21 protein-coding genes are annotated in these 22,111 nt (G+C 64.3%); 15 read left to right on the top strand and 6 right to left on the bottom strand.

Annotated features, from left to right (window positions below; translation table 11 throughout):
- The first annotated feature begins 47 nt into the window (after window positions 1-47).
- From AC0WRY_RS18585 to AC0WRY_RS18545, 9 genes are all read left to right on the top strand, one after another.
- Window positions 48-1,241: an acyltransferase family protein gene (locus AC0WRY_RS18585; RefSeq protein WP_491120298.1), complete on the top strand. Its 1,194-nt coding sequence runs from the start codon at window positions 48-50 to the stop codon at window positions 1,239-1,241.
- A 51-nt stretch (window positions 1,242-1,292) separates the two neighbouring features.
- Window positions 1,293-2,432, top strand: coding sequence for a cysteine desulfurase family protein (locus AC0WRY_RS18580; RefSeq protein ID WP_491120296.1), 1,140 nt, complete (start codon window positions 1,293-1,295; stop codon window positions 2,430-2,432).
- Window positions 2,433-2,544: 112 nt separating this feature from the next.
- On the top strand, window positions 2,545-4,041 hold the full coding sequence (sufB, locus tag AC0WRY_RS18575; RefSeq protein ID WP_194402258.1) for a Fe-S cluster assembly protein SufB: 1,497 nt from the start codon (window positions 2,545-2,547) through the stop codon (window positions 4,039-4,041).
- 61 nt (window positions 4,042-4,102) lie between these two features.
- On the top strand, window positions 4,103-4,855 hold the full coding sequence (gene sufC / locus AC0WRY_RS18570) for a Fe-S cluster assembly ATPase SufC (protein ID WP_194402257.1): 753 nt from the start codon (window positions 4,103-4,105) through the stop codon (window positions 4,853-4,855).
- Between the two features lie 11 nt (window positions 4,856-4,866).
- Window positions 4,867-6,171, top strand: a complete 1,305-nt coding sequence (sufD, locus tag AC0WRY_RS18565) for a Fe-S cluster assembly protein SufD (protein ID WP_491120293.1) — start codon at window positions 4,867-4,869, stop codon at window positions 6,169-6,171.
- The gene (locus AC0WRY_RS18560; protein ID WP_491120291.1) at window positions 6,168-7,415 is read left to right on the top strand and encodes a cysteine desulfurase; all 1,248 of its coding nucleotides are present in this window, start codon (window positions 6,168-6,170) and stop codon (window positions 7,413-7,415) included. Before sufD ends, AC0WRY_RS18560 begins: the two co-directional genes overlap by 4 nt.
- Window positions 7,412-7,783 (top strand): SUF system Fe-S cluster assembly protein, encoded by a 372-nt coding sequence (locus tag AC0WRY_RS18555; RefSeq protein ID WP_018323035.1) that lies wholly within the window; start codon window positions 7,412-7,414, stop codon window positions 7,781-7,783. The genes AC0WRY_RS18560 and AC0WRY_RS18555 overlap by 4 nt, the downstream gene beginning before the upstream one ends.
- A gap of 49 nt (window positions 7,784-7,832) precedes the next feature.
- A complete protein-coding gene (locus AC0WRY_RS18550; protein WP_018323036.1) occupies window positions 7,833-8,231 on the top strand; it encodes a HesB/IscA family protein in 399 nt (132 codons plus the stop codon).
- 166 nt (window positions 8,232-8,397) lie between these two features.
- A complete protein-coding gene (locus tag AC0WRY_RS18545) occupies window positions 8,398-8,838 on the top strand; it encodes a TfoX/Sxy family protein (RefSeq protein WP_491120288.1) in 441 nt (146 codons plus the stop codon).
- A gap of 66 nt (window positions 8,839-8,904) precedes the next feature.
- Here AC0WRY_RS18545 and AC0WRY_RS18540 read toward each other — a convergent pair whose 3' ends face one another.
- The 3 genes from AC0WRY_RS18540 to AC0WRY_RS18530 form a co-directional block, all read right to left on the bottom strand.
- Entirely contained in the window at window positions 8,905-9,972 is a 1,068-nt protein-coding gene (locus AC0WRY_RS18540; protein ID WP_491120286.1) for a GGDEF domain-containing protein, read from the bottom strand.
- A 167-nt stretch (window positions 9,973-10,139) separates the two neighbouring features.
- A complete protein-coding gene (locus AC0WRY_RS18535; protein WP_491120284.1) occupies window positions 10,140-11,690 on the bottom strand; it encodes a DEAD/DEAH box helicase in 1,551 nt (516 codons plus the stop codon).
- Between the two features lie 298 nt (window positions 11,691-11,988).
- Window positions 11,989-12,951, bottom strand: coding sequence for a helix-turn-helix domain-containing protein (locus AC0WRY_RS18530; protein WP_491120282.1), 963 nt, complete (start codon window positions 12,949-12,951; stop codon window positions 11,989-11,991).
- Window positions 12,952-13,151: 200 nt separating this feature from the next.
- Here AC0WRY_RS18530 and AC0WRY_RS18525 point away from each other — a divergent pair, with 200 nt between their 5' ends.
- The 6 genes from AC0WRY_RS18525 (at window position 13,152) to AC0WRY_RS18500 (ending at window position 19,575) form a co-directional block, all read left to right on the top strand.
- Window positions 13,152-14,666, top strand: coding sequence for a caspase family protein (locus tag AC0WRY_RS18525; protein WP_491120280.1), 1,515 nt, complete (start codon window positions 13,152-13,154; stop codon window positions 14,664-14,666).
- A 148-nt stretch (window positions 14,667-14,814) separates the two neighbouring features.
- Complete coding sequence (locus tag AC0WRY_RS18520; protein WP_285806489.1) at window positions 14,815-15,087, top strand: hypothetical protein; 273 nt, start codon at window positions 14,815-14,817, stop codon at window positions 15,085-15,087.
- 435 nt (window positions 15,088-15,522) lie between these two features.
- A complete protein-coding gene (locus AC0WRY_RS18515) occupies window positions 15,523-15,963 on the top strand; it encodes a hypothetical protein (protein WP_194402249.1) in 441 nt (146 codons plus the stop codon).
- A gap of 433 nt (window positions 15,964-16,396) precedes the next feature.
- Window positions 16,397-17,644, top strand: a complete 1,248-nt coding sequence (locus AC0WRY_RS18510; RefSeq protein WP_491120278.1) for an FAD-dependent oxidoreductase — start codon at window positions 16,397-16,399, stop codon at window positions 17,642-17,644.
- 179 nt (window positions 17,645-17,823) lie between these two features.
- Window positions 17,824-18,597, top strand: a complete 774-nt coding sequence (locus AC0WRY_RS18505) for an outer membrane protein (protein ID WP_194402247.1) — start codon at window positions 17,824-17,826, stop codon at window positions 18,595-18,597.
- Window positions 18,598-18,855: 258 nt separating this feature from the next.
- A complete protein-coding gene (locus tag AC0WRY_RS18500) occupies window positions 18,856-19,575 on the top strand; it encodes an outer membrane protein (protein ID WP_491120276.1) in 720 nt (239 codons plus the stop codon).
- A gap of 80 nt (window positions 19,576-19,655) precedes the next feature.
- Here AC0WRY_RS18500 and AC0WRY_RS18495 read toward each other — a convergent pair whose 3' ends face one another.
- The 3 genes from AC0WRY_RS18495 to AC0WRY_RS18485 form a co-directional block, all read right to left on the bottom strand.
- Entirely contained in the window at window positions 19,656-20,426 is a 771-nt protein-coding gene (locus AC0WRY_RS18495) for an SDR family NAD(P)-dependent oxidoreductase (protein ID WP_194402245.1), read from the bottom strand.
- 21 nt (window positions 20,427-20,447) lie between these two features.
- Window positions 20,448-20,633, bottom strand: coding sequence for a hypothetical protein (locus AC0WRY_RS18490; protein WP_018641722.1), 186 nt, complete (start codon window positions 20,631-20,633; stop codon window positions 20,448-20,450).
- A gap of 306 nt (window positions 20,634-20,939) precedes the next feature.
- The gene (locus AC0WRY_RS18485; RefSeq protein ID WP_194402244.1) at window positions 20,940-21,716 is read right to left on the bottom strand and encodes an outer membrane protein; all 777 of its coding nucleotides are present in this window, start codon (window positions 21,714-21,716) and stop codon (window positions 20,940-20,942) included.
- Window positions 21,717-22,111 lie beyond the last annotated feature (395 nt).

The raw sequence follows: 22,111 nt of genomic DNA, 5'->3' as shown, positions 1-22,111 counted from the left end.
CCTGGCCCGAAAACCGCGTTCGTCGTCCCCTCAAGGAGCAGAAAACCATGACAACACCACAGCAATTCCCGAGCACGGACAGGCGTATCGATCTAGACTGGGTGCGGATTTTAGCCTTCGGGCTCTTGATCTTCTACCACGTCGGCATGCTCTACGTGTCCTGGGGATTTCACATCAAGAGCGTGCACCGGCTGACCTGGCTGGAACCGGTGATGCTGTTCCTCAACCCCTGGCGGCTGTCGCTGTTGTTCCTGGTGTCAGGGGTTGCCACCCGCTTCATGCTCGGCAAGTCCACTCTCGCCTCGCTCGCCGGGGCGCGGTCTGTGCGGCTCTTGATCCCCCTGATCTTCGGCATGCTCGCGATCGTGCCGCCGCAATCCTATCTCCAGGTCGTCGAAAGCCTCGGCTATCCCGCGGGCTTTTTCGATTTCTACACCAGGCACTACTTTGCCTTCGGTGCGCAGTTCTGTCCGAATCCCTGCATCGTGCTGCCGACCTGGAACCATCTCTGGTTCGTGGTCTATTTGTGGGTCTACACGATGGCCTTGATCGGCGTGCTCGCATTGTGGCCCGCCGGCGCTGACTGGCTGGGCCGGAAGCTGGCCGTCATGCTCGCCGGGCCATGGCTCCTGATCGTGCCCTGCCTGCTGTACGCGGCCTGGCGCCTGGTGTTGTTCCCGGCCTTCCCGTCGACGCATGCGCTGTTCGGCGACTGGTACAACCATGCGGACCACGCGACGGCCTTCCTGACCGGTTTCCTGCTGGCGAAGCAGGAGGGGATCTGGCGCAATGTCGAGCGCCAGCGCTGGGTGGCTCTGGCAGCTGCAGCCGTCTGCTTCCTGGCCTTCATCCTGCTTCGCGCCGGTCTGTTTGCGCCGTCGCCCGCGCTGAAATGGACCGCCGCCTCGGCCTATGGCTGCTACCAATGGCTCGCGATCGCCGCCGTACTGGGCTTTGCGCGGCGCCACCTCACGGCCGACAGCCCCGTGCGGCGCTATCTGACCGACGCGATCTTCCCGTACTACATCGTGCATCAGACCGCGATCATCGTGATCGCGCACGCATTGCGCGACAGCGGCCTGCCGGTCGGGATCGAAGCCTCCTTTGTCATCATCGGCACCGCGCTCACCTGCGTGGTGACCTATGAAGTGGTCCGGCGCATCGCTTGGCTGCGGCCTCTGTTCGGCCTGCGGGCGGTGCCGCGGATGGTTGCCCGAATGGAGCAACACCAGCCGGCCTGATGCATGCCGCCCTCCGATTGGACGGATGGCAAAAGGTGCTAAGAGGGCGAGATGCCGACCCGTGTCTATCTCGACTGGAACGCGACCACCCCGCTGCGCCCCGAGGCGCGGGCGGCGATGGTTGCGGCCTATGACCTCGTCGGCAATCCGTCGTCGGTCCATGCCGAGGGGCGGGAAGCGCGACGGTTGATCGAGGACGCCCGTGCTGCGCTTGCCGCGGCAGTCGGTGCGTTGCCACGGAACGTCGTCTTCACCTCGTCTGGAACCGAGGCCAATGCGCTGGCCCTGTCGCCGGGTTTGCGGGGGCCGTCAGGCGGACCCGTCGAACGGCTGCTGGTCTCGGCGGTCGAGCACGCCTCGGTGCTGGCAGGTGGTCGGTTCCCGGCTGCCGCCATCGACCTGATCCACGTCACGCGTTCCGGCGTGGTCGACGTCGAGCATCTCAGGGCGCAGCTCAATAACGGCCCGCCGGCGCTGGTGTCGATCATGGCCGCAAACAACGAGACGGGCGCGCTCCAGCCGGTCGCCGAAGCTGCGGGCATCGTCCACGAGGCGGGGAGCCTGCTGCACGTCGACGCGATCCAGGCGCTCGGCAAGATCCCGTTCAATATCAAGGCTATAGGCGCCGACCTTGCGACCCTTTCTGCACACAAGATCGGCGGTCCCAAGGGGGTCGGCGCGCTGGTCGTGGCCGAGGGGATCGCCGGACTGGAGCCGGTGCTGCGGGGCGGGGGACAGGAACTGAACCGTCGCGCGGGCACCGAGAACGTCGCAGGCATCGCCGGCTTCGGCGCGGCGGCGAAGGTCGCGCTTCAGGCTCTGCCGGAGGATGCGGAGCGCATAGCAACCCTCAGAAATCGCTTGGAAAATGGCATCCGGAGCGTTGCGGGCGCAATCATCTTCTCTGGGGACGTCGGACGGTTACCAAATACCGCTCTGTTCACGGCGCCGGGCCTCAAGGCTGAGACTGCTGTGATTGGCTTTGACCTCGAAGGCGTCGCCGTTTCCTCCGGTTCGGCCTGTTCCTCGGGCAAGGTCCAGCCGTCGCACGTTCTTTCGGCCATGGGATGTGACCCGGCGGTGGCCCAGGGAGCGGTGCGTCTCAGTCTGGGCTGGTCCACGGAACCAGAAGACATCAACAGGGCGTTAGAGGCTTGGCGAAAGCTCGGTAATAGCCTACTTAAGGCTTAAGCGATGAAACACGGCTTGAACGGTTCTAAGCCGTGCTTTCCGCACAGAAACATCGTAATACTCGTTCGAGTTTGATCCACCGCGGTCCTTGAAACCGCGAGCGGAGGATAGAATGCCAGCCGTGCAAGAGACGGTCGAGCGCGTGAAGCGCATCGACGTCGACCAGTATCGTTATGGGTTTGAAACCCTGATCGAGTCCGACAAGGCCCCCAAGGGGCTGTCGGAAGAGACCGTCAAGTTCATCTCCGAGAAGAAGAACGAGCCCGCCTGGATGCTTCAGTGGCGGCTGGAGGCCTATCGGCGCTGGCTGACCATGCAGGAGCCGACCTGGGCGCGCGTCGACTATCCCAAGATCGACTTCCAGGACCTGTATTATTACGCCGCGCCGAAGCCGAAGAAGACGGTCACCTCGCTCGACGAGATCGATCCGGAGATCCTGAAGACCTACGAGAAGCTCGGCATCCCGTTGCGGGAAGTCGCCATGCTCGAGGGCGTCGAGCCCAAGCCCGGCGAGGAAGATCCGGCGCGCCGCAAGATCGCGGTCGATGCGGTCTTCGATTCGGTCTCGGTTGCGACCACGTTCAAGGCGGAGCTGAAGAAGGCCGGCGTGATCTTCATGCCGATCTCGGAAGCGATCCGCGAGCATCCCGAGCTGGTGCAGAAATATCTGGGATCGGTGGTTCCGACATCGGACAATTTCTATGCCACGCTGAACTCGGCGGTGTTCTCCGACGGCTCGTTCGTCTACGTGCCGCCGGGCGTGCGTTGCCCGATGGAGCTGTCGACCTATTTCCGCATCAACGAGCGCAACACCGGCCAGTTCGAGCGCACGCTGATCATCGCCGACAAGGGCTCCTACGTCTCCTATCTCGAAGGCTGCACCGCGCCGCAGCGCGACGAGAACCAGCTGCACGCCGCCGTGGTCGAGCTCGTCGCGCATGACGATGCCGAGATCAAATATTCGACGGTACAGAACTGGTATCCCGGCAATTCGGAAGGCAAGGGCGGCATCTACAATTTCGTCACCAAGCGTGGCGACTGCCGCGGCAACAATTCCAAGATCTCCTGGACCCAGGTCGAGACGGGTTCGGCGATCACCTGGAAATATCCGAGCTGCATTCTCCGCGGCGACAATTCGCGCGGCGAGTTCTACTCGATCGCGATCTCGAACGGCTTCCAGCAGGTCGACTCGGGCACCAAGATGATCCATCTCGGCAAGAACACGTCGAGCCGGATCATCTCCAAGGGTATCGCCGCGGGCAAGTCGCAGAACACGTATCGTGGTCTTGTGACAGCTCATCGGAAAGCCACCGGCGCGCGCAACTTCACCGCCTGCGATTCGCTGCTGATCGGCGACAAATGCGGCGCGCACACCGTGCCGTATATCGAGGCCAAGAACTCCTCGGCGACCTTCGAGCACGAAGCGACGACCTCGAAGATCTCCGAGGACGTGCTGTTCTACTGCATCCAGCGCGGTCTCTCGCAGGAAGAGGCGGTCGGCCTCGTCGTCAACGGCTTCGTCAAGGACGTGCTGCAGCAACTGCCGATGGAATTCGCGGTGGAAGCGCAGAAGCTGATCTCGATCTCGCTTGAAGGGTCGGTCGGCTAAGCACCGACCCTCGCGGCGCGCTTCGGCGCTCCAACATCAATTGAATAGACTGGATACCAAGATGGCTTTGCTTGAAGTGAAAGACCTCAAGGTTCGTGTCGAGGAACGAGAGATCCTCCACGGGCTGACGCTGACCGTGAACGAAGGCGAGATCCACGCCATCATGGGGCCGAACGGCTCCGGCAAGTCGACGCTCTCCCATGTCATCGCCGGCAAGCCCGGCTATGAGGTCACCGACGGCCAGATCCTGTTCAAGGGCGAGGACCTCCTGGAGATGTCGCCGGACGAGCGCGCCGCCAAGGGCGTGTTCCTGGCGTTTCAGTACCCGGTCGAGATTCCCGGCGTCGCCACCATGAACTTCCTGCGCACGGCGCTGAACGCCCAGCGCAAGGCGCGTGGCGAGGATGAATACTCGACCCCGGACTTCCTCAAGAAGGTCCGCGAGGTCTCGAAGTCGCTGAACATCCCGCAGGACATGCTCAAGCGCGGCGTCAATGTCGGCTTCTCCGGCGGCGAGAAGAAGCGCAACGAGGTGCTGCAGATGGCGCTGTTCGAGCCGAGCCTGTGCATCCTCGACGAGATGGATTCCGGTCTCGACATCGACGCGCTGCGCATCGCCGCCGACGGCGTCAACGCGCTGCGTTCGCCCAAGCGGTCGATGGTCGTCATCACCCACTATCAGCGGCTGCTCAACTACATCGTGCCCGACGTCGTGCACGTGATGTCGAAGGGCCGTGTCGTGAAGAGCGGCGGCAAGGAACTGGCGCTGGAGCTGGAAGCGTCCGGCTACGCCCAGTTCGAGGATGCCGCGTAAGGAATTTTGCGATGAACGTTGCTGTGGCAAAGACCGGAAAGGGCCGCGCGGTGAGCGATCTCTTCACCAGCGCCGAAGGCCGACTGCCGGGGGCGCCCGCGATCACTGCCGTGCGCCGCGAGGCATTCGAGACCTATGAGCGTCTCGGCCTGCCGCACCGCCGGATCGAGGAATGGAAATACACCGATTTGCGCGCCTTGGTCGGCGAGGTGCTGCCGCTGGCAGCCGCGCCCGATGCGGCCGCGTTCAAGCGCGCTGCGGACGCGGTGAAGGCGCATGCGATCGCCGGCGCCCGCAAGCTGGTGCTGGTCGACGGCGTGTTCGCGGCCGATCTGTCCGACGTGAAGGCGCTCGTCGCCGAGGCCGGCTTCAGGACCCTGCGTGAGGCGCTGGAGAAGGACGCGGGTCTGCTGAAGACCGCGTCCACCGACGCCATGATCGCGCTGAACGCGGCGATGGCGACCGACGGCGTCGTGTTGGAGATCGCCGACGGCGCAAGACTGTCCGCGCCGATTCAGATCATTCACATCGCGACCGCTTCGTCGGCCTCGGCGTTCACCCGCTCGCAGGTCGCGGTCGGGAAGGGCGCTCGCGCCACCATCGTCGAGACCTTTGTTACGGCGGATGCCAAGGCTTACCAGGTCAACGACGCCGTCCTCGTCTCGGTCGGCGACGATTCCGACGTCGCGCACATCCGCCTGATGGACGATGCGCCTGACGCGGTGAACGTGACCTCGCACTTCGTCACCATCGGTGCCAACGTAAAATTCAGTTTCTTCAACATGACCACCGGCGCCGCGGTGAGCCGTCTGCAGGGCTTCATCACGCTGGCGGGCGAAGGCAGTGAGCTCTCGGCCAACGGCGTCAACCTGCTGAAGAAGACCGAGCATGGCGATACCACGCTGGTGGTCGACCACGCCGTGCCGAATTGCGTCAGCCGTGAGGTCTTCCGCGCCGTGATCGACGACCGCGGCCATTCGGTGTTCCAGGGCCGCATCATTGTCCGTCCCGACGCGCAGAAGACCGACGGCAAGATGATGACTCGCGCGCTGCTGCTCTCGGACGAAGCCGAGGCGGACAACAAGCCCGAGCTGGAAATCTTCGCCGACGACGTCTCCTGCGGCCACGGTGCCACCGCCGGCGCGCTCGACGACAGCCTCTTGTTCTACCTGAAGGCGCGCGGCCTGCCGGAGAAGCAGGCCCAGGCCCTGCTGATCCAGGCTTTCGTCGGTGAGGCGATCGAGCAGATCGCCGCCGACGATCTGCGCGAGCACGTGATCGGCGTTGCCGAGCGCTGGCTGGAGCGCCGCCAATGAGCACCCATCCCGCGGTCAAGAACGGAACTTATGACGTCGCACGCGTGCGCCAGGACTTTCCGGCGCTCGCCATGCAGGTCTACGGCAAGAACCTCGTCTATCTCGACAACGCCGCCTCGGCGCAGAAGCCGAGCGCCGTGCTCGATCGCATGACGCAGGCCTACACCAGCGAATACGCCAACGTGCATCGCGGCCTGCATTACCTCGCCAACGCGGCGACCGAAGCCTATGAGGGCGGTCGCACCAAGGTCGCGCAGTTCATCAACGCTGCCCGAACCGAGGAAGTGATCTTCACCCGCAACGCGACCGAGGCGATCAACCTGGTCGCGTCGTCCTGGGGCGCGCCGAACATCGGTGAGGGCGACGAGATCGTCATCTCGATCATGGAGCACCACTCCAACATCGTGCCCTGGCATTTCCTGAGGGAACGTCAGGGCGCGGTGATCAAATGGGCACCGGTCGACGACGAAGGTAACTTCCTGATCGACGAGTTCGAGAAGCTGCTGACATCGAAGACCAAGCTGGTCGCGATCACGCAGATGTCGAACGCGCTCGGCACCATCGTGCCGGTCAAGGACGTGGTGAAGATCGCGCACGCCCGCGGCATTCCCGTGCTGGTCGACGGCAGCCAGGGCGCGGTGCATCTGCCGGTCGACGTCCAGGACCTCGGCTGCGACTTCTACGTGTTCACAGGTCACAAGGTGTACGGTCCGACCGGAATCGGCGTGCTCTGGGCCAAATATGACCACCTCGTCGCGATGCGCCCCTTTAACGGCGGCGGCGAGATGATCCGCGAGGTCTCGCGCGATGTCGTCACCTATGGCGATCCCCCGCACAAATTCGAAGCGGGCACGCCGGCGATCGTCGAGGCCGTCGGCCTTGGCGCGGCCATCGATTACGTCAATTCGATCGGCAAGGAGCGCATCGCCGCGCACGAGGCCGACCTCACGACTTACGCTCAGGATCGCCTGCGCGAGATCAACTCGCTGCGGCTGATCGGCACGGCGCGGGGCAAGGGCCCGGTGATCTCGTTCGAGCTGAAGGGCGCACATGCCCACGATGTCGCGACCGTGATCGATCGCCAGGGCATCGCCGTGCGCGCCGGCACCCATTGCGTGATGCCGCTTTTAGAGCGGTTCAACGTGACGGCCACCTGCCGGGCCTCGTTCGGCATGTATAATACGCGGGAAGAAGTCGATCATCTGGCACAGGCGCTGTTGAAGGCGCGGGATTTGTTCGCATGAGTGACACTGCCGAAATCAAAGCTAGTCCAATGGAGACCCATTCGGCGCTGCCGCCGGAGGAAACCGAGCGTCTGACCACCGAGATCATCGCGGGCCTCAAGACCGTGTTCGATCCGGAAATTCCGGCCGACATTTACGAGCTCGGCCTGATCTACAAGGTCGAGATCAAGGACGATCGCTCCGTCGACGTCCAGATGACGCTGACGACGCCGAACTGCCCGGCCGCCGGCGAGCTGCCGACCATGGTCGAGAACGCGGTCGCCAGCGTTCCCGGGGTCGGCGTGGTCGACGTCAAGGTGGTCTGGGAGCCACCGTGGTCGCCCGAGCGCATGAGCGACGAGGCGCGCCTCGTCCTCAACATGTGGTGACGGTCACAGCTCGCATTGAATTCGCTCCGCAACGGACCACATAGATAACATGACCCAGGCAACACCAGCATCCACTCCAAAGCCCCGGCGGCCGCGCCCGCAGGTGATGCGGCTGACGGACGCTGCCGCCCAGCGGATCACCGAGCTGACCCAGCGCGCCGATTCCGAGATCGTGGGCCTGCGCGTCGGTGTGAAGAACGGCGGCTGCGCCGGCCAGTCCTACACGGTCGAATACGCCCACGACGTCCGGCCGACCGACGAAGTCGTCGAGGACAAGGGCGTCAAGATCCTGGTCGACCCCAAGGCCGTGCTGTTCCTGCTCGGCACCGAGATGGACTACAAGGCCGACAAGATGCAGGCCCAGTTCGTCTTCAACAACCCCAACCAGATCTCCGCCTGCGGCTGCGGCGAGTCGGTCGAGCTGCGGCCGGCCAAGATCGACGGGTAATCAGCCCAACGCATCGCTCTCGTGTCCCGGACGCGCTGCAGCGCTCTTGCGCTGCTGCGCAGAGCCGGGACCCACGCTATACTTCCTGTCGCAAAGGGCATGGGCCCCGGCTCAGCAGCGCACCGTTGCACGGCGCGCTGCGTCCGCGGCGCGAGAGAGCGTGAGCATGGACCGCGAATTCCTGATCGACCTGTTTTCCGATTTCGGCCCCGTCACCATCCGCAAAATGTTCTCCGGCCACGGCATCTCCGTCGACGGCGTCAACTTCGCGCTCGCTTTGCGCGGGGGCCTGTTCTTCCGCGCCGACGAGGTGACTATTCCGGACTTCGAGGCCGAGGGCTCGAAGCCGTTCCAATATTCGACCCGCGCCAAGACCGTGGTGGTCAACTCCTATTGGGAGTTGCCGGCGCGCCTGTTCGATGATTCCGCAGAATTGGCACAATGGGCGAGGGCGGCACTCGCCGCCGCCCAGCGCGCCAAGGTGAAAAAGCGGCCGAAGGGGAAGACGGGGGCCAGCAAGAAAACCGAGCCAAAGAAGCCTGCGGCCAAGAAGACGACGAAGAAGACGGTCAAGAAGACAGCGCGTAGACGGGGCAAAGGCGCATAGCGCCGTGCCCGCCGAAAGTCCGTGGGCACGCTCCGCTTTGTCCATCCTAAGGCAGTCGACGGAAACTCACGCCACCCGGCTATGGCTCTCGACCGCGTATTCCGGATCGGCTTCGCAGATCACGCGGTTGCGGCCGTTGCGCTTGGCGGCGTAGAGGCAGGCGTCCGCGCGCTCGATCAGCGCGTCGGTGTCGTCGCCCGGCTTGAGCATGGAGACGCCGACCGAAATCGTGACGCGGCCGAGGATCTCGCCGGTGGACTTCTTCTTCAATTCCTTCGCCATCACCGCGCGGCGGATGTGGTCGGCGACCGTGAGGGCCTGCCGCAGCGCAGTGTTGGGCAGCACGACCGCGAATTCCTCGCCGCCATAGCGCGCGGTGATGTCCTGGCCCTTGATGGTCTGCTTCAGCGACAGGCCGACGAGCCGCAGCACCTGGTCGCCGGTGAGATGACCGTAGGAATCGTTGAACGACTTGAAGTGATCGATGTCGAACAGCAGCAGCGACAGCGGCTCGCCCGAGGCTAGCGCGCTCTGCACCGCCATGCCGATCATGCGGTCGAAATATTTGCGGTTGCCGAGGCCGGTGAGCGGATCGGTCAGGCTCTCGGCGCGGATCGCCTCCAGGCTCTGCTGGAGATTGCTGATCTCGTCCTTCGACAGCGTCAGGCGGTCTTCCAGCGCCTTGTTGGTCTCGCGCATCTCGCTGGTCGAGCGCAGCAGCGTTTCGACGATCGCCTTGATCTGGTCGCGGCTCTTGGCCGACGACAGTTTCGCGGCCGCGCCCGACAGGCTGGCATCGTAGGAGCTGGTCATGCCGAGCGCGTCGCTCAGGACCCTCATCACGTCGTCGATCTCGCCGATGACGCGGGCGCCGACCTTGTCGATGCGGTCGGTGGTCTTGATGTGGGAGAGATAGGTCTCGTAGATCTGCTCGAGATCGGCTTCGGTCAGCTTGCCGCTGCGCGCCAGCGTCTCGTTGACTATCTTGTTGAGCGGCGCATTGTAGCCGGTGGCGTAGACGTACCAGATCTCGTAATTGCGGGGAATCGCCGTCTGCCGAAGCGATCGGATCTGACCGAGCGCTACTTCGGCGAACGCCATCGTGCGTTCGTGTTCGTCGAGCACCTTGACCACGGAACATACTCCACAGCGGTCGGTGCGCCGACGACCGCAGCAATGCTTAAATTATGTTCGTAGGCTAACGGACGATCGTGAACACCCCGTAAATATACGTTCACGAAACGTCTAAAAACGTGCACTTCCTGTTTTCGCAACCGAAACCTGGAGCGCGCTCGCGCGCTTCAGGCGCCCGCGGGAGAACGGACCGGCCGCAGCAGGAATGCCGGCAGATGCGAGTGATCGCCAGGCTCGCTGTCGGCCTCGCGTTGGCGGCGCGGCTCGGGACGGCCGATCGACGGCACATGCGAATTGTTGGCCTGCGGGCGGGCGCCATGACGCGGCTCGGATGACGGCCTGGCTTCACGCGGCTGCCTTGCCTCGCGTGCCGGCCTTGCCTCGCGTGCGGGCCTTGCATCGGCAGCGGGCCGTGCTTCGGCTGAAGGCCTTGTTTCAGAAGCGTGCCTTGCCTCGCCGCGGGCCTCGCGCGGCTCGTGGCTGCGTTCACGGTCGCGGCCGCGCTGCGGCTTGCCGCGTCCGCCGCGTGAACGCTCGCGGCCGCGCGACTCGCGCGGACGCTCGGTCCCATCGGAGGATTCAGCCTGGATTTCGTAATCGCCCTCGGCGCGCGGAATGCTCTGGCCGATCAGCTTTTCGATCGCCACCATCGACTTCTGGTCGAGCGGCGTGACGATCGAGATCGCGGTGCCGGTGCGGCCGGCGCGGCCGGTGCGGCCGATGCGGTGGACGTAATCGTCGGCGTGATGGGGAACGTCGAAATTGTAGACGTGGCTGACCTCGGGAATGTCGAGGCCGCGCGCGGCGACGTCGGAGGCGACCAGGAGCGGCAGCTCACCCTTGCGGAATTGTTCGAGTGCGGCCGTGCGGGCCGACTGGTCCATGTCGCCGTGCAGGGCGCCGACGCTGAAGCCATGCTTTTGGAGCGACTTGTGAACGATCGCGACTTCGCGCTTGCGATTGCAGAAGATGATCGCGTTCTTGAGATCCTTGGCCTCTCGCAGCAGCCGGCGCAGCAGCTCGCGCTTCTCGTGCGCCTCGCGCCCGGCAGGCACCTGGACCTGCGTGACGGTGACGGCGGTGGTGGCGGGCTTGGAGACTTCCACCTTCTGCGGATTGTGCAGGAAGGCTTCGGTGATGCGCCGGATTTCCGGCGGCATGGTCGCGGTGAAGAACAGGGTCTGGCGCGTGAACGGGACGAGCTTGCAGACGCGCTCGATGTCGGGGATGAAGCCCATGTCCAGCATACGGTCGGCTTCGTCGATGACGAGCAGTTCGACGCCGGTGAGCAGGAGGCCGCCACGCTCGGTGTGGTCGAGCAGTCGGCCGGGGGTTGCGATCAGCACGTCGACGCCGCGCGTCAGCTTGGCATCCTGGTCGCCGAAGGAGACGCCGCCGATCAGGAGGGCGACGTTGAGTTTCTGGCCGGCGCCGTAGCGGTCGAAGTTTTCCTTGACCTGGGCCGCGAGCTCGCGGGTCGGCTCGAGGATCAGGGTGCGCGGCATGCGTGCCCGGGCGCGACCCTTTTCCAGGATGGTGAGCATCGGCAGCACGAAGGCCGCGGTCTTGCCGGTGCCGGTCTGGGCGATGCCGAGCACGTCCTTGCGTGCGAGGACGTGGGGGATCGCCTGTTCCTGGATGGGGGTGGGGGTGGTGTAACCGGTGGCCGCCACTGCGGCGAGGACTTTTTCGGACAGTCCGAGATCTGTAAAGGACATTGAGCCTCTGGTCGAAACCGCCGTTCGGAATCGAGGGTAATAAGGCTGTCGCGTTCCACCCCGAAACGGCGCGCTCTCAAAGAAGCTGGGGGTGCTGACTCACGCGAACAAAGCGCAAGGCTCAGGAATCGCTCTTCGATCTGAGCCGCGTCGCCCCGGAACATAGGCGGGAATCGGCCAAAGTCAATGGAGCGGACGCGGGAAGGTCCTAAAAAACCAGAGGTTTTTGCCCAAATCACGGGCGCGGTTGGGGTTTTCCGGCCCGCGCATCGACCGAGCGAGCTCCCGGGCCGGGCGGCTAACGCCGATCCGAGCCGTGGGCCCGGAAATCTCCGGGAGCCATGCCGTAGGCGGCGTTGAAGACTCGGTAGTACGTCGCAAGGCTCTCGAAGCCGCAGGAGGCCGCGATGTCGGCGATCAGCCGTTCGGGCGCCTCACGCATCAGGCGGCGGCTTTGTTTCAGCCGTTCGTCCGTCACGGTCTGCGAGAAGCTCCTTTCCGCGGCCTCGAACAGCATATGCAAGTGGCGCACGGACACGCCGAGCAGGTCAGCCACCATGATCGGCGTGAGATTGGGATCTTGCAGATGGCGCGCGATCAGCCGCCGGGCCTGCGAGAGGCGGGCGGTCCGCAGCGCGGCCTGTCCGCGCCGGCTGCCGGGTCTGACGATGCCGCGCTCGATCAGCGCCAGATGGGCCAACGCCTGGACAAGGGAGGTCGCATCGTCCGCGCGTTGCTCCGTAGAGGCTTCGCCGAGTTCGGCAAAGCAGGCCCCGAGCAGGGGCGCCAGGGTGGGATCGTCGAACGTGCGGGGTGCAAGCTCGCGCATGCGCTTGTCCTGGGCCGGGATGGCGCCGAGCGGGATCTTGAGGATCCGCAGGTGGAAGCCCTCGGCGCCCAGCGGCGCGGTGCGGTAGGGCAGGTCGGTATGGCTGGTCGCGAAGCGGCCGTTGGCGATCGCAAAGTCGCTTCCGCGCAGGCCGCCGAACCATCCGCCACCGCCGAGCTGCTGGTAGACGCAGATGGCGTCGCCCGGCGCGTGGGCGATGTCGGAGCTGCTGCGTTCGACCGTGTAGGGGGAGGCCTTCAGCTCGACGAGGCCGGCGCCGCCCAGTTGGCGCAGCGAGAATTCGCCGAAGAAATCCGCGCGCTGTTCGCGCGCGAGCTCGGCGGTGACGCCGAACAATCCCTTGGAGCGCACCTCGCGCCAATAGTCGAACCGCTCATTCGGCTCGACCTCGTCGGTACACCAGCGATACACGGCAGCCCCCGCTTGCACGCAATTGCCCTAGAAAGAGCAGATTCCGCGGGAATCTGCCATAGCGAGATCGGGGAACCGGAGCGCGGCGTCCCTTGAACCGTCGTTACGTCTGGGCCGACTATCACACAGCGGCAGGGGGTCCAATGAACTGCTGTTCGAAGGAAGCGGCCTCTGCGCCGATCTGCAACGGGAAACTTGCGATGACGCGTCGGCTTTTGCGAATTCTGGCGGCCCTTGGCCTTGCGGCGGGGCTCAGCGGCTTTGCGCTTCCCGCTCATGCCGAGAAGCGCATTGCGCTGGTCGTCGGCAACAACGACTACAGGAACGTGCCGAAGCTGCTCAAGGCGGTCAACGACGCCCGCACGATGGGCGATACGCTCAAGCAACTCGGCTTCTCGGTGATGGTCGCCGAGAACCAGAACCGGCAGCAATTCTCCGAGACGCTGCTCGCCTTCGACAAGGCGATCGAGCCCGGCGATACCGCGTTCTTCTTCTACGCCGGCCACGGCTTCGAGATCGCGGGCCAGAACTATCTGCTGCCGACCGACGTGCCGGCGGCGATGGAAGGCCAGGAAGAGCTGGTGCGCGACGCCTCGATCCTCGCCGACCGCATCGTCGAGCGTCTGCAGAACAAGAAGGCGCGGACTTCGATCCTGGTGTTCGACGCCTGCCGCAACAATCCATTCGAGCGCAAGGGCACCCGCGCGGTCGCCGGTGCCGGCGGCCTCGCGCCGATGACGCAGCTGCCTGAAGGCGTGTTCTCGGTGTTCTCGGCAGGTCCCCGCCAGACCGCGCTCGATCGTCTCTCCAACGACGACACCAATCCCAATTCGGTGTTCACGCGCACCTTCGCCAGGGAGCTGCTGCAGCCCGGCGAGAACCTCGTGCAGGTGGCGCAGCGCACCCGCCGCGCCGTCAGCGAGATGGCCGACACCGTCAAGCACAGGCAGGTGCCGGTCTATTTCGACCAGATGGTCGACGACGTCTTCCTGAGCGGCATGGCGAAGGATGCCGCTGCGCGTCCGGCCGACCCGCCGCCGCAGAAGCTCGCCGCGCTGCCGCCGGTTTCGGTGCCGCAGCTGCCGAAGGAGGAGACGCTGAATGCGCCGATCGCGAGCTTCTCGCGGCACAATGGCGGCTGGAGCGTGGTGTTCTCCTTCGCCGACCCGACGCTCGGCATTTCCTGGCGCATGGCCGGCAAGGGCGATTTCCGCGAGACCGGATTCATCGACACGCTCGATCCGCGCACGCGCAAGCGCATGCCGAACCCGTCGATCGAGCTGCCGCCGGATGCGCAGGCCGGCACCATCGAGGTCCGCTATGTCGACCAGTCCGGCGACATGCAGGGACCGTTCCCGATCCGCTTCGATCCCGAGGCCGCGCTGATCCGCGACCAGCGCAAGATCCTCGACATGACGTCGACGAGCTGGCTGTCGTTCCGCGAGTTCAACGGGCTCCTGGTCTACTACACCCACCTCGTGTCCTACCGCTGCGCCATCCGCGAGGTGCGCATCGGCATCGACACCGCCGTGCCCAACCAGGTGCTCAAGATGCCGCCCTGCGACATGCGCGATCCCAGCGCCATCACCGCCGGCATGCCGCTCTACATGAAGCTCGCCCCAGCGACGCAGTCCGTCTCGGTGGAGCTGACCTATCGCGACGGGAGCGTGTCGGAGATCAAGAGCTTTCGGAGCGCGAACCGGGGTAGCAATTGATGATTGATCTTTGTCGAATGCGTCGCGGCGAATGTTGATTGCGTCCTGCGCCTGAAACCATAGTCGACATTCGAGAGCGAGTTGTTGACAGAGCGGCACAACCTGAGGGAGCATCTGGCGTTTTATTCATATTTTTGGAGATGCCGAGATGACTACCATTCACATGGACTCGTCGATTAGCCAGACTGTCACCCGCGCAGTAATCGGTGGGGGAGTCCTGAGCTGCACCAAGGCCAGCGACAAGGACGTTTACTCTCATTCAATCTGGGCAACCGAGAACAATATTCGGCAATTCACGATGCATGAAGGCGACAGCATCGTGATTCCAGCCGGTTCCACGCTTACCATTTGGATATTTCGAAAGCAGCCCGGACAGTCGACCTGGCAGATGGATTTCGAGCTGAAGGAGAAAGCCGTCTGACTTTGGAGTATGTTCCGGACCGCTCTCGCAAGTCGCGAGAGCGGTGATCGTCATCGCGAGGCTTATGTCCTGACGAGGCTTATGTGCTGAAGAGAGCGATCTGACTGTGCCTGAGCGAGCTGGAGTAACGAGGAACTCGTCTCAAGAGGCATGTTAGATCCACCTTGGAGCCACCATGCCGCCGCAACGGTCTGGCATGCATGCCGGAAGAGGGCTGTGGCGCCGGGAGACTTCATGGAAGAGTTCGCAATTGCATTCGTCGCCATCGCCATCCTCGCTCTTGCCGCGTTTGCTGTCCTCGTCCAACCGTCACTGAGCTTCTGGCAGAGCGACGAGAGCTGAGGTCTTCGGCGCTCAGCGACTGAGGTCGAAGACGTTCGGCCCAGGAACAACTCTTAGGTCCCTGGATTGTCTGCGAAACCAGGGAGACCATCCATGATCCGCAAATCCATCCTCGTGACGATTGCTTGTGCAGCACTTTCGACGGCGGCCTTTGCCCAAGGAGGCGGCGGTGGCGGCGGAGGAGGGGCAGGCGGCGGTGGTGCGGGTGGCGGCGCCAGTGCAGGGGCTGCTGCCGGGACGGGGACTGGAGGCGCGGGATCTGCGGCGAGCTCGGGCGCCGGAATGGGCACGTCCTCCAGCAGCGCCAATTCGGGACCGTCGGCTCCCTCGGGCATGGGAACGCACAGCACCACCACTGGGGCCAACGTCAACAGCAACAACAGCCTGAACAATCCGAACGTCCAGCCGCCGACCGCGAACGGTAAGACACCGACGGCAGCGCAAGCCGAACGGAACGCCGGTGTCGGTCATGCGCCCAACGGGTTGCCGATCGGTAGTCCGGGCACCGGGACTAGCAACGAGGATCAGAAGTAATCTCTCTGCACCATCGTGGGCCTGCGTCGCGCGGGCCTTTCTCGGCGCATCAAGGGCGGGCAGCCGTTTTGACGCGAGCGTCTGAAACCCGCGCGGCACGCAAGAAGCTAGGCCCGCGGCTCGCTCTCTTCGGCCTCACGGGCTCGCCGCGAGCGCAGATAGACGAGCGCGACGTTGACGGCCAGCCAGGCTGCCACGCCTGCAAGCAACCATGCCACGTTGGACGTTTCCTCGCGATGCCCTTTTGGGTCGTGTTCCCTTGTAACAACAACCGCCAGGTCGATCTATTCCCGGCGGCTGACGCGCAAGCCTGATCCAAGCTGCCGGCCGGCATTGGAGGTCGCGTTCCGCATCCAGATTCAGGCGCCAAAGCCCTGAATCGGCGCTACATTGACTGCGACATCTTGCTCGTTACGCGCGGATCGCGGCTGCAATGACATCCGACCAGCCATCGAACCGGACGAAAAAGGTCCGCTGCTGCGTCGTCGGCGGGGGACCTGCCGGCATGATGCTCGGCTACCTCCTGGGGAGGGCCGGCATCGAGGTCGTGGTGCTGGAGAAACATGCGGATTTCTTCCGTGACTTCCGCGGCGACACCGTGCATCCCTCGACGCTCCAGGTGATGGACGAGCTCGGCCTGATCGACGGCTTCCTGAAGCTGCCGCATCAGCGACTGCAGAAGATGGATGGCCTGTTCGGCGGCACGCCGGTGCGCATCGCCGATCTTTCCCGGCTTCACACCAAATACCCGTTCATCGCCTTCATGCCGCAATGGGACTTTTTGAACTTCCTGCGCGAGGCGGGCCGCCGCTTTGCCTCGCTCGAGGTGATGATGAGCACCGAGGCGGTCGATCTTATCCGCCGCGGCGAGACGATCGCCGGCGTGCGGGCGAAAACGCCTGACGGAATCATCGACATCGAAGCCGATCTCACCATCGCCTGCGACGGCCGGCATTCGACCGTGCGCGAGCGCGCGGGCCTTGCCGTCGAGGAGATCGGTGCGCCGATGGACGTGCTGTGGTTTCGTGCCGGCCGCAGGGCCGACGAGACGGAGAACGTGTTCGCGCGCGTCGAGCCCGGCAAGATGATGATCACCTTCGATCGCGGCGACTATTGGCAATGCGCCTATGTCATCGCCAAGGGACAGCAAGAGGCGGTGAAGGCGAGGGGGCTGCAGACGCTGCTCGACGACGTCGTGCGCATGGCACCGATCCTCAAATCCGGCATTGCCGACGTGAAGAGCTTTGACGACGTCAAGCTGCTGACCGTCGCGATCAACCGCCTGCCGCGCTGGACGCAGCCGGGCCTGCTTTGCATCGGCGATGCCGCGCATGCGATGTCGCCGGTCGGCGGCGTCGGCGTCAATCTCGCCGTGCAGGACGCGGTCGCGACCGCCAATCTCTTGGCGGACAAGCTGCAGCACGGCTGCCCCTCCGAGAGTGAGCTCGATGCGGTCAGGCGTCGCCGCGAGTTCCCGGTGAAGATGACGCAACGCATGCAGGTGGTGGTGCAGAACAACATCATCAGCGGCGCCCTGCAGGGCGGCGACCGCCCGCTGAAGGTGCCGCTGATCGTGCGCCTCGTCACCGCGCTGCCCTGGCTCCAAGGCATTCCGGCGCGCCTGATTGCGCTCGGCGTGCGGCCCGAGCACGTGCACTCGAAGGCCGCGCCGGCATCGTAGCGCAGGACATCGGTAGGGATAATGTCGCGTTAAATCGCGCGTAGAGCGTTGCGGGTGTGCAACAGCGCAAGCGGATTTGCGGAGCCGCGCGTGCCCACGCGGCGCGTTAACTCTGTTGATTCCAATTTTAGTAACACCCGTCTGTGACCGTGCACCCATCAAAGGACACGGGGTCTACCATGCGTAACAAATTGATTGCCGCCTTCGCCTGCACGACCGCTCTGGTTTCGACGGGCGCGGCCTCCGCCGCCGATCTCGGCGCGCGCTACACCAAGGCGCCCGCTTACGCCGAGCCGCTGTTCAACTGGACCGGCTTCTATGTCGGCGGCCACATTGGCGGCGCATGGACCAACGAGCAATTCATCAACAACGGGACCGGCGCGCCGTTCGGTGATCTTTCGGTAGGCGATGGCTTCCGCCAACGCAAATCGGGCATCATGGGCGGCGCCCAGATCGGCTACAACTGGCAGGCCAACAACTACGTGTTCGGCATGGAAGGCACGATCTCCGGCCTCGACAACAAGGGCTCGTTCACGAACACCGTGTTCGGCGCAGGCCTCGACGACCAGTTCAGCTGGCGTGCCAACGTGCTCGCGACGATCGTCGGCCGTGCGGGCTTCGCTGTGCAGAACAACCTGTTCTACATCAAGGGCGGCTATGCCGGCGTGAACAACCGTCTCTCGGTGGTCGACAACGTTGCGAACCCGTCCACGGGCTCGGGCGGCCAGACTCATTGGCACAACGGCTGGACCGTCGGCGCCGGCTGGGAATATGGCATCACCCGCAACTGGATCGTGGGCCTCGAATACAACTACGCTGCCTTCGGCAGCCAGACCTATCAGCTCGGCGGCACCTCGGGTAACTACACCTTCGACACCAAGCCGCGCGACATCCAATGGGCCGTGGTGCGTGCGAGCTACAAGTTCGACGCCCCGACCATCGCCCGTTACTGAGCACGTCGACGCAACGCGACCAACGATCAAAAAAGCACTGCCAACTCTGAGAGCCCCGGCTTCGTCCGGGGCTCTTTTTTGCTTGGCGAGAAACGTCAGCATCGCAGACCCTTGCGTGGTCCAAATGTCACTTTTTCCCGAATAGCGCACGGGAAGCGACGGGCGGGGCCAATTCAGCCTCGCGGCGTGACCGGCGCGACGTATAAATTCGGCAATAGACCATTTCGATTTGTTGCAACTTTTTCTGGAGCAATACCGATGAAAAAGGCTTTGGCTTTCGCAGGAATGATGTCTCTTCTCGTCGCCGCGCCGGGCATTGCGACGGCAGCCGACATGGCAGTCAAGGCCGCGCTGATCGCGCCGCCGGTGGCGGTCTACAACTGGACTGGCTTCTACATCGGCGGCTTCGGCGGATATGGTTGGGGCGATCACGATCGGCTCAATGACACCGGTTTTGCGAACAGCTACAGCTCGAGCGGCGCCATCGCCGGCGGCCTCGCCGGCTACAACTGGCAGATCAGGAATTTCGTGCTCGGCGTCGAAGGCGATCTGGCCTGGGCCGACATCAAGGGTGACGGCAATTTCGTGGGCGGCACCCGGGACGAGACGACGCTGCGCTGGGTCGGCACCCTTCGCGGCCGTGCCGGTATTGCGTTCGACAAATGGCTGCTCTTTGCAACGGGCGGCTGGGCCTATGGCGAGCAGCGCCACGTGAACACGAATCTCGGGGTCGGCGTCGACGCCTTCTCCTCGAACACCAGCGGCTGGACGGCGGGTGCGGGCGTGGAATACGCGTTCGCTCCGAACTGGCTCGGCAAGGTCGAGTATCGCTATTACGATTTCGAGCGCTACCGCCGCGGCGGCGCGCCGCTGGTCACGCCCAACGGCAATGTTCCCTACAGCGTCGCCAGCCAGTACCAGACCGTCACGGTCGGCATCAGCTACAAGTTCGGCGGTCCCGTGATGGCGAAGTACTGATCGCGCCAGGCCCCTTGGACCTAGGCCCCTTGGACCCAGAAGCCCCGGCAGGGATGCCGGGGCTTTTTTCGTGCGGCGCCTTAAGCCATCACCGAGAAGCCGCCGTCGACGGGGATCGCGGTGCCTGTGACGAAGTTCGACGCGGGCGATGCCAGGAACACGGCAATGCCCGCGAAGTCGTCGATGTCGCCCCAGCGTCCCGCAGGCGTGCGCGCCAGCACCCGCTCGTGCAACCCCGACACCTGCTGCCGCGCGCCGCGGGTGAGGTCGGTATCGATCCAGCCCGGCAGGATGGCGTTGACCTGGATGTTGTCGGGCGCCCAGGCGTTGGCGCAGGCGCGCGTGTACTGCACGATGCCGCCCTTGCTCGCCGCATAGGCGGTGGCGAAGCTCGCACCGAAGATCGACATCATCGAGCCGATGTTGATCACCTTGCCGTTGCCGGAGGCCTTCAGGTGCGGATAAGCGAGCTTCGAGCACAGGAAGGCGCTGGTGAGGTTGGTGTCGATCACCTTGTTCCACTCGTCGAGCTCGAGCTCGTGCGGCGGCTTGCGGATGCTCATGCCGGCATTGTTGATCAGGATATCGATGCGGCCGAGATCCTTCGCGACGCGGGCGACCATGGCTTCGATCGCGCCCCTGTCGGTGACGTCGGTGGCAATTGCGATCGCCTTGACGCCGCGCTGTCTGAGGTCTTCGACGGCGGCCTTGGACTTCGCCTCGTTGCGTCCGACCACGGCGATGTCGGCGCCTGCGTCGGCAAGTCCGCGCGCCATGCCGAGGCCGATGCCGCCATTGCCTCCTGTGACGATCGCGACCTTGCCGCGGAGATCGAACCGGCTGGATGTCATGCTTGTATTCCCTGGTTTCTTCTATTGGTTGCTCTGCCAGATCAGCACCAGCCCGAAGCCGGCCATGGCGGCGCCATAGCCGGCCCATTGCAGCTGGTTGACCATGAAGCTCGATCGCGGCCAGGGGACCGTGCCGGTGCCCTGTCCGATCCAGAGCAGCCCGACGGCAGTCGCAAACAGGCCTGCGACCAGCAGAAATCTGCGCATGCATGTCCTCCCATCGGTCCGCTGCTGTCGCGGTGTAGGGCATAAACCATGCACAGCCGCGAAAGCTTGGGCCCACAGTACCCGTAGGTTTGGGTGGGATACAATGGCAGCGCCGGCAGATGCCGTCGCGGCGAATAAAGCGGCGCGACGCGTGGGGTGGGGCGATCAAGCGATAGCGTGTGGCTGATCGCAGCTCAGTTGCCCGCTGCGTGCTTCGAAGAGCGAGCACTGGGCTGCGGACAAGTACCGCGCAACGAAAAAGCCCCGGGCGATGCCGGGGCTTTGACGTTCGATCGTGAGATCGGATCAGTACTTGGCGACGACCGGACCGGTCCAGTTGAAGCGGTAGACCAGCGAGGTGCTGATGGTCTGGACCCAGGGCTTGAAGCTGATCGAGTCGGTGGTCACGAGGTTGCCGACGTCGGTGCGGACGGCGATGTCCTTGCGATCGTAGTAGGCAGCGCGGTATTCGGTCTTCATGAACCAGCCCGGCGCCGAGATGCCGAAGATGTTCAGGTTGTTCTCGACGCCACCGCCGACGAACCAGCCGTTGCGGTTGAACGAGTCGGTGTGGAAGCCCGAAGGGGTGCCGGCGAGATTGGTCAGGCCGGTGCCCGACCAATGCGATCCGGTGTAACCGGCATTGACGTAGGAGAGAACGTTCGGAGCAACCAGATAGCCGAGACGAACACCCGCGGCCCAAGCGCTTTCCATCTTGATGCGGCCGGTCAGGGCGGCGAACTCGTCGTTCAGGCTGCCGCGCAGGCTGCCGAACTGGCCATCCGCGAACACGCCAGCAACCCAGGTCCCGCTGAACTGCCAGTCGTAACCGGCGCCGACCGTTCCGAACCAGCCGTCGCCGCCGACGCGCTGATCGATCGTCACGGGAACGCCAACGAAGTTGGTGTGGGAGTCCGCATCCCAGATGCCGCCGCCGGCGCCACCGAAGATGTAGAAGCCGGTCCAGTTAGCGACGGGCGCCGGCATCGGAGCCTTCACGTAGGGGCGGGCGCCGAGGTCGGCCGCGGAGGCCGAAGCGGTCATCGCGGCAACCGCGGTCAGAGCGAGCAAAACCTTCTTCATTGTCAAAATCCCCAACCTTGGTCTGTCGTAGCAGGCGCGAGCGCACTGGAGTTCGTGTCATCTGATGTCCCGGACTATAGACGTTTCGCGCCGAAATGCTGTTGCCGGGCAGGCACAGTTGCCGGAAAACGCCGGGGCGCGCGCATTTGGGGCTGCAGCGCCAAAATCAGGAATGCGCGTACAATTTCAATAGCTTGCAAGAATTTCGCCGACTCGATTTTTGGTAGGATTTCGTTAGGAAATTCGGCCGTCTCCGAAATGGAGGCAGTCCAGCCTCGCCCCGAGCGCCGTGAGTCGTTGGCCGAGTCGCGGCAACGGTGCCGGGAATCGCCTGGTGGGAGGCGGACTGCAGGCAGCCACTATCCCGGCAAAGGGTGGCTTCCCCCGCAAAACAA

The organism is Bradyrhizobium sp. T-12 (assembly GCF_058314695.1).
The sequence above is the reverse complement of the archived record's forward strand: the minus strand, read 5'-3'. Positions and strand labels throughout refer to the sequence as shown.

Bases quoted from the DNA above. Each gene is read 5' to 3' on its own strand.
- AC0WRY_RS18585 (WP_491120298.1), top strand. From the start codon at position 48: ATGACAACACCACAGCAATTCCCGAGCACGGACAGGCGTATCGATCTA.
- AC0WRY_RS18580 (WP_491120296.1), top strand. From the start codon at position 1,293: ATGCCGACCCGTGTCTATCTCGACTGGAACGCGACCACCCCGCTGCGC.
- sufB (WP_194402258.1), top strand. From the start codon at position 2,545: ATGCCAGCCGTGCAAGAGACGGTCGAGCGCGTGAAGCGCATCGACGTC.
- sufC (WP_194402257.1), top strand. From the start codon at position 4,103: ATGGCTTTGCTTGAAGTGAAAGACCTCAAGGTTCGTGTCGAGGAACGA.
- sufD (WP_491120293.1), top strand. From the start codon at position 4,867: ATGAACGTTGCTGTGGCAAAGACCGGAAAGGGCCGCGCGGTGAGCGAT.
- AC0WRY_RS18560 (WP_491120291.1), top strand. From the start codon at position 6,168: ATGAGCACCCATCCCGCGGTCAAGAACGGAACTTATGACGTCGCACGC.
- AC0WRY_RS18555 (WP_018323035.1), top strand. From the start codon at position 7,412: ATGAGTGACACTGCCGAAATCAAAGCTAGTCCAATGGAGACCCATTCG.
- AC0WRY_RS18550 (WP_018323036.1), top strand. From the start codon at position 7,833: ATGACCCAGGCAACACCAGCATCCACTCCAAAGCCCCGGCGGCCGCGC.
- AC0WRY_RS18545 (WP_491120288.1), top strand. From the start codon at position 8,398: ATGGACCGCGAATTCCTGATCGACCTGTTTTCCGATTTCGGCCCCGTC.
- AC0WRY_RS18535 (WP_491120284.1), bottom strand. From the start codon at position 11,690: ATGTCCTTTACAGATCTCGGACTGTCCGAAAAAGTCCTCGCCGCAGTG.
- AC0WRY_RS18525 (WP_491120280.1), top strand. From the start codon at position 13,152: ATGACGCGTCGGCTTTTGCGAATTCTGGCGGCCCTTGGCCTTGCGGCG.
- AC0WRY_RS18520 (WP_285806489.1), top strand. From the start codon at position 14,815: ATGACTACCATTCACATGGACTCGTCGATTAGCCAGACTGTCACCCGC.
- AC0WRY_RS18515 (WP_194402249.1), top strand. From the start codon at position 15,523: ATGATCCGCAAATCCATCCTCGTGACGATTGCTTGTGCAGCACTTTCG.
- AC0WRY_RS18510 (WP_491120278.1), top strand. From the start codon at position 16,397: ATGACATCCGACCAGCCATCGAACCGGACGAAAAAGGTCCGCTGCTGC.
- AC0WRY_RS18505 (WP_194402247.1), top strand. From the start codon at position 17,824: ATGCGTAACAAATTGATTGCCGCCTTCGCCTGCACGACCGCTCTGGTT.
- AC0WRY_RS18500 (WP_491120276.1), top strand. From the start codon at position 18,856: ATGAAAAAGGCTTTGGCTTTCGCAGGAATGATGTCTCTTCTCGTCGCC.
- AC0WRY_RS18495 (WP_194402245.1), bottom strand. From the start codon at position 20,426: ATGACATCCAGCCGGTTCGATCTCCGCGGCAAGGTCGCGATCGTCACA.
- AC0WRY_RS18490 (WP_018641722.1), bottom strand. From the start codon at position 20,633: ATGCGCAGATTTCTGCTGGTCGCAGGCCTGTTTGCGACTGCCGTCGGG.
- AC0WRY_RS18485 (WP_194402244.1), bottom strand. From the start codon at position 21,716: ATGAAGAAGGTTTTGCTCGCTCTGACCGCGGTTGCCGCGATGACCGCT.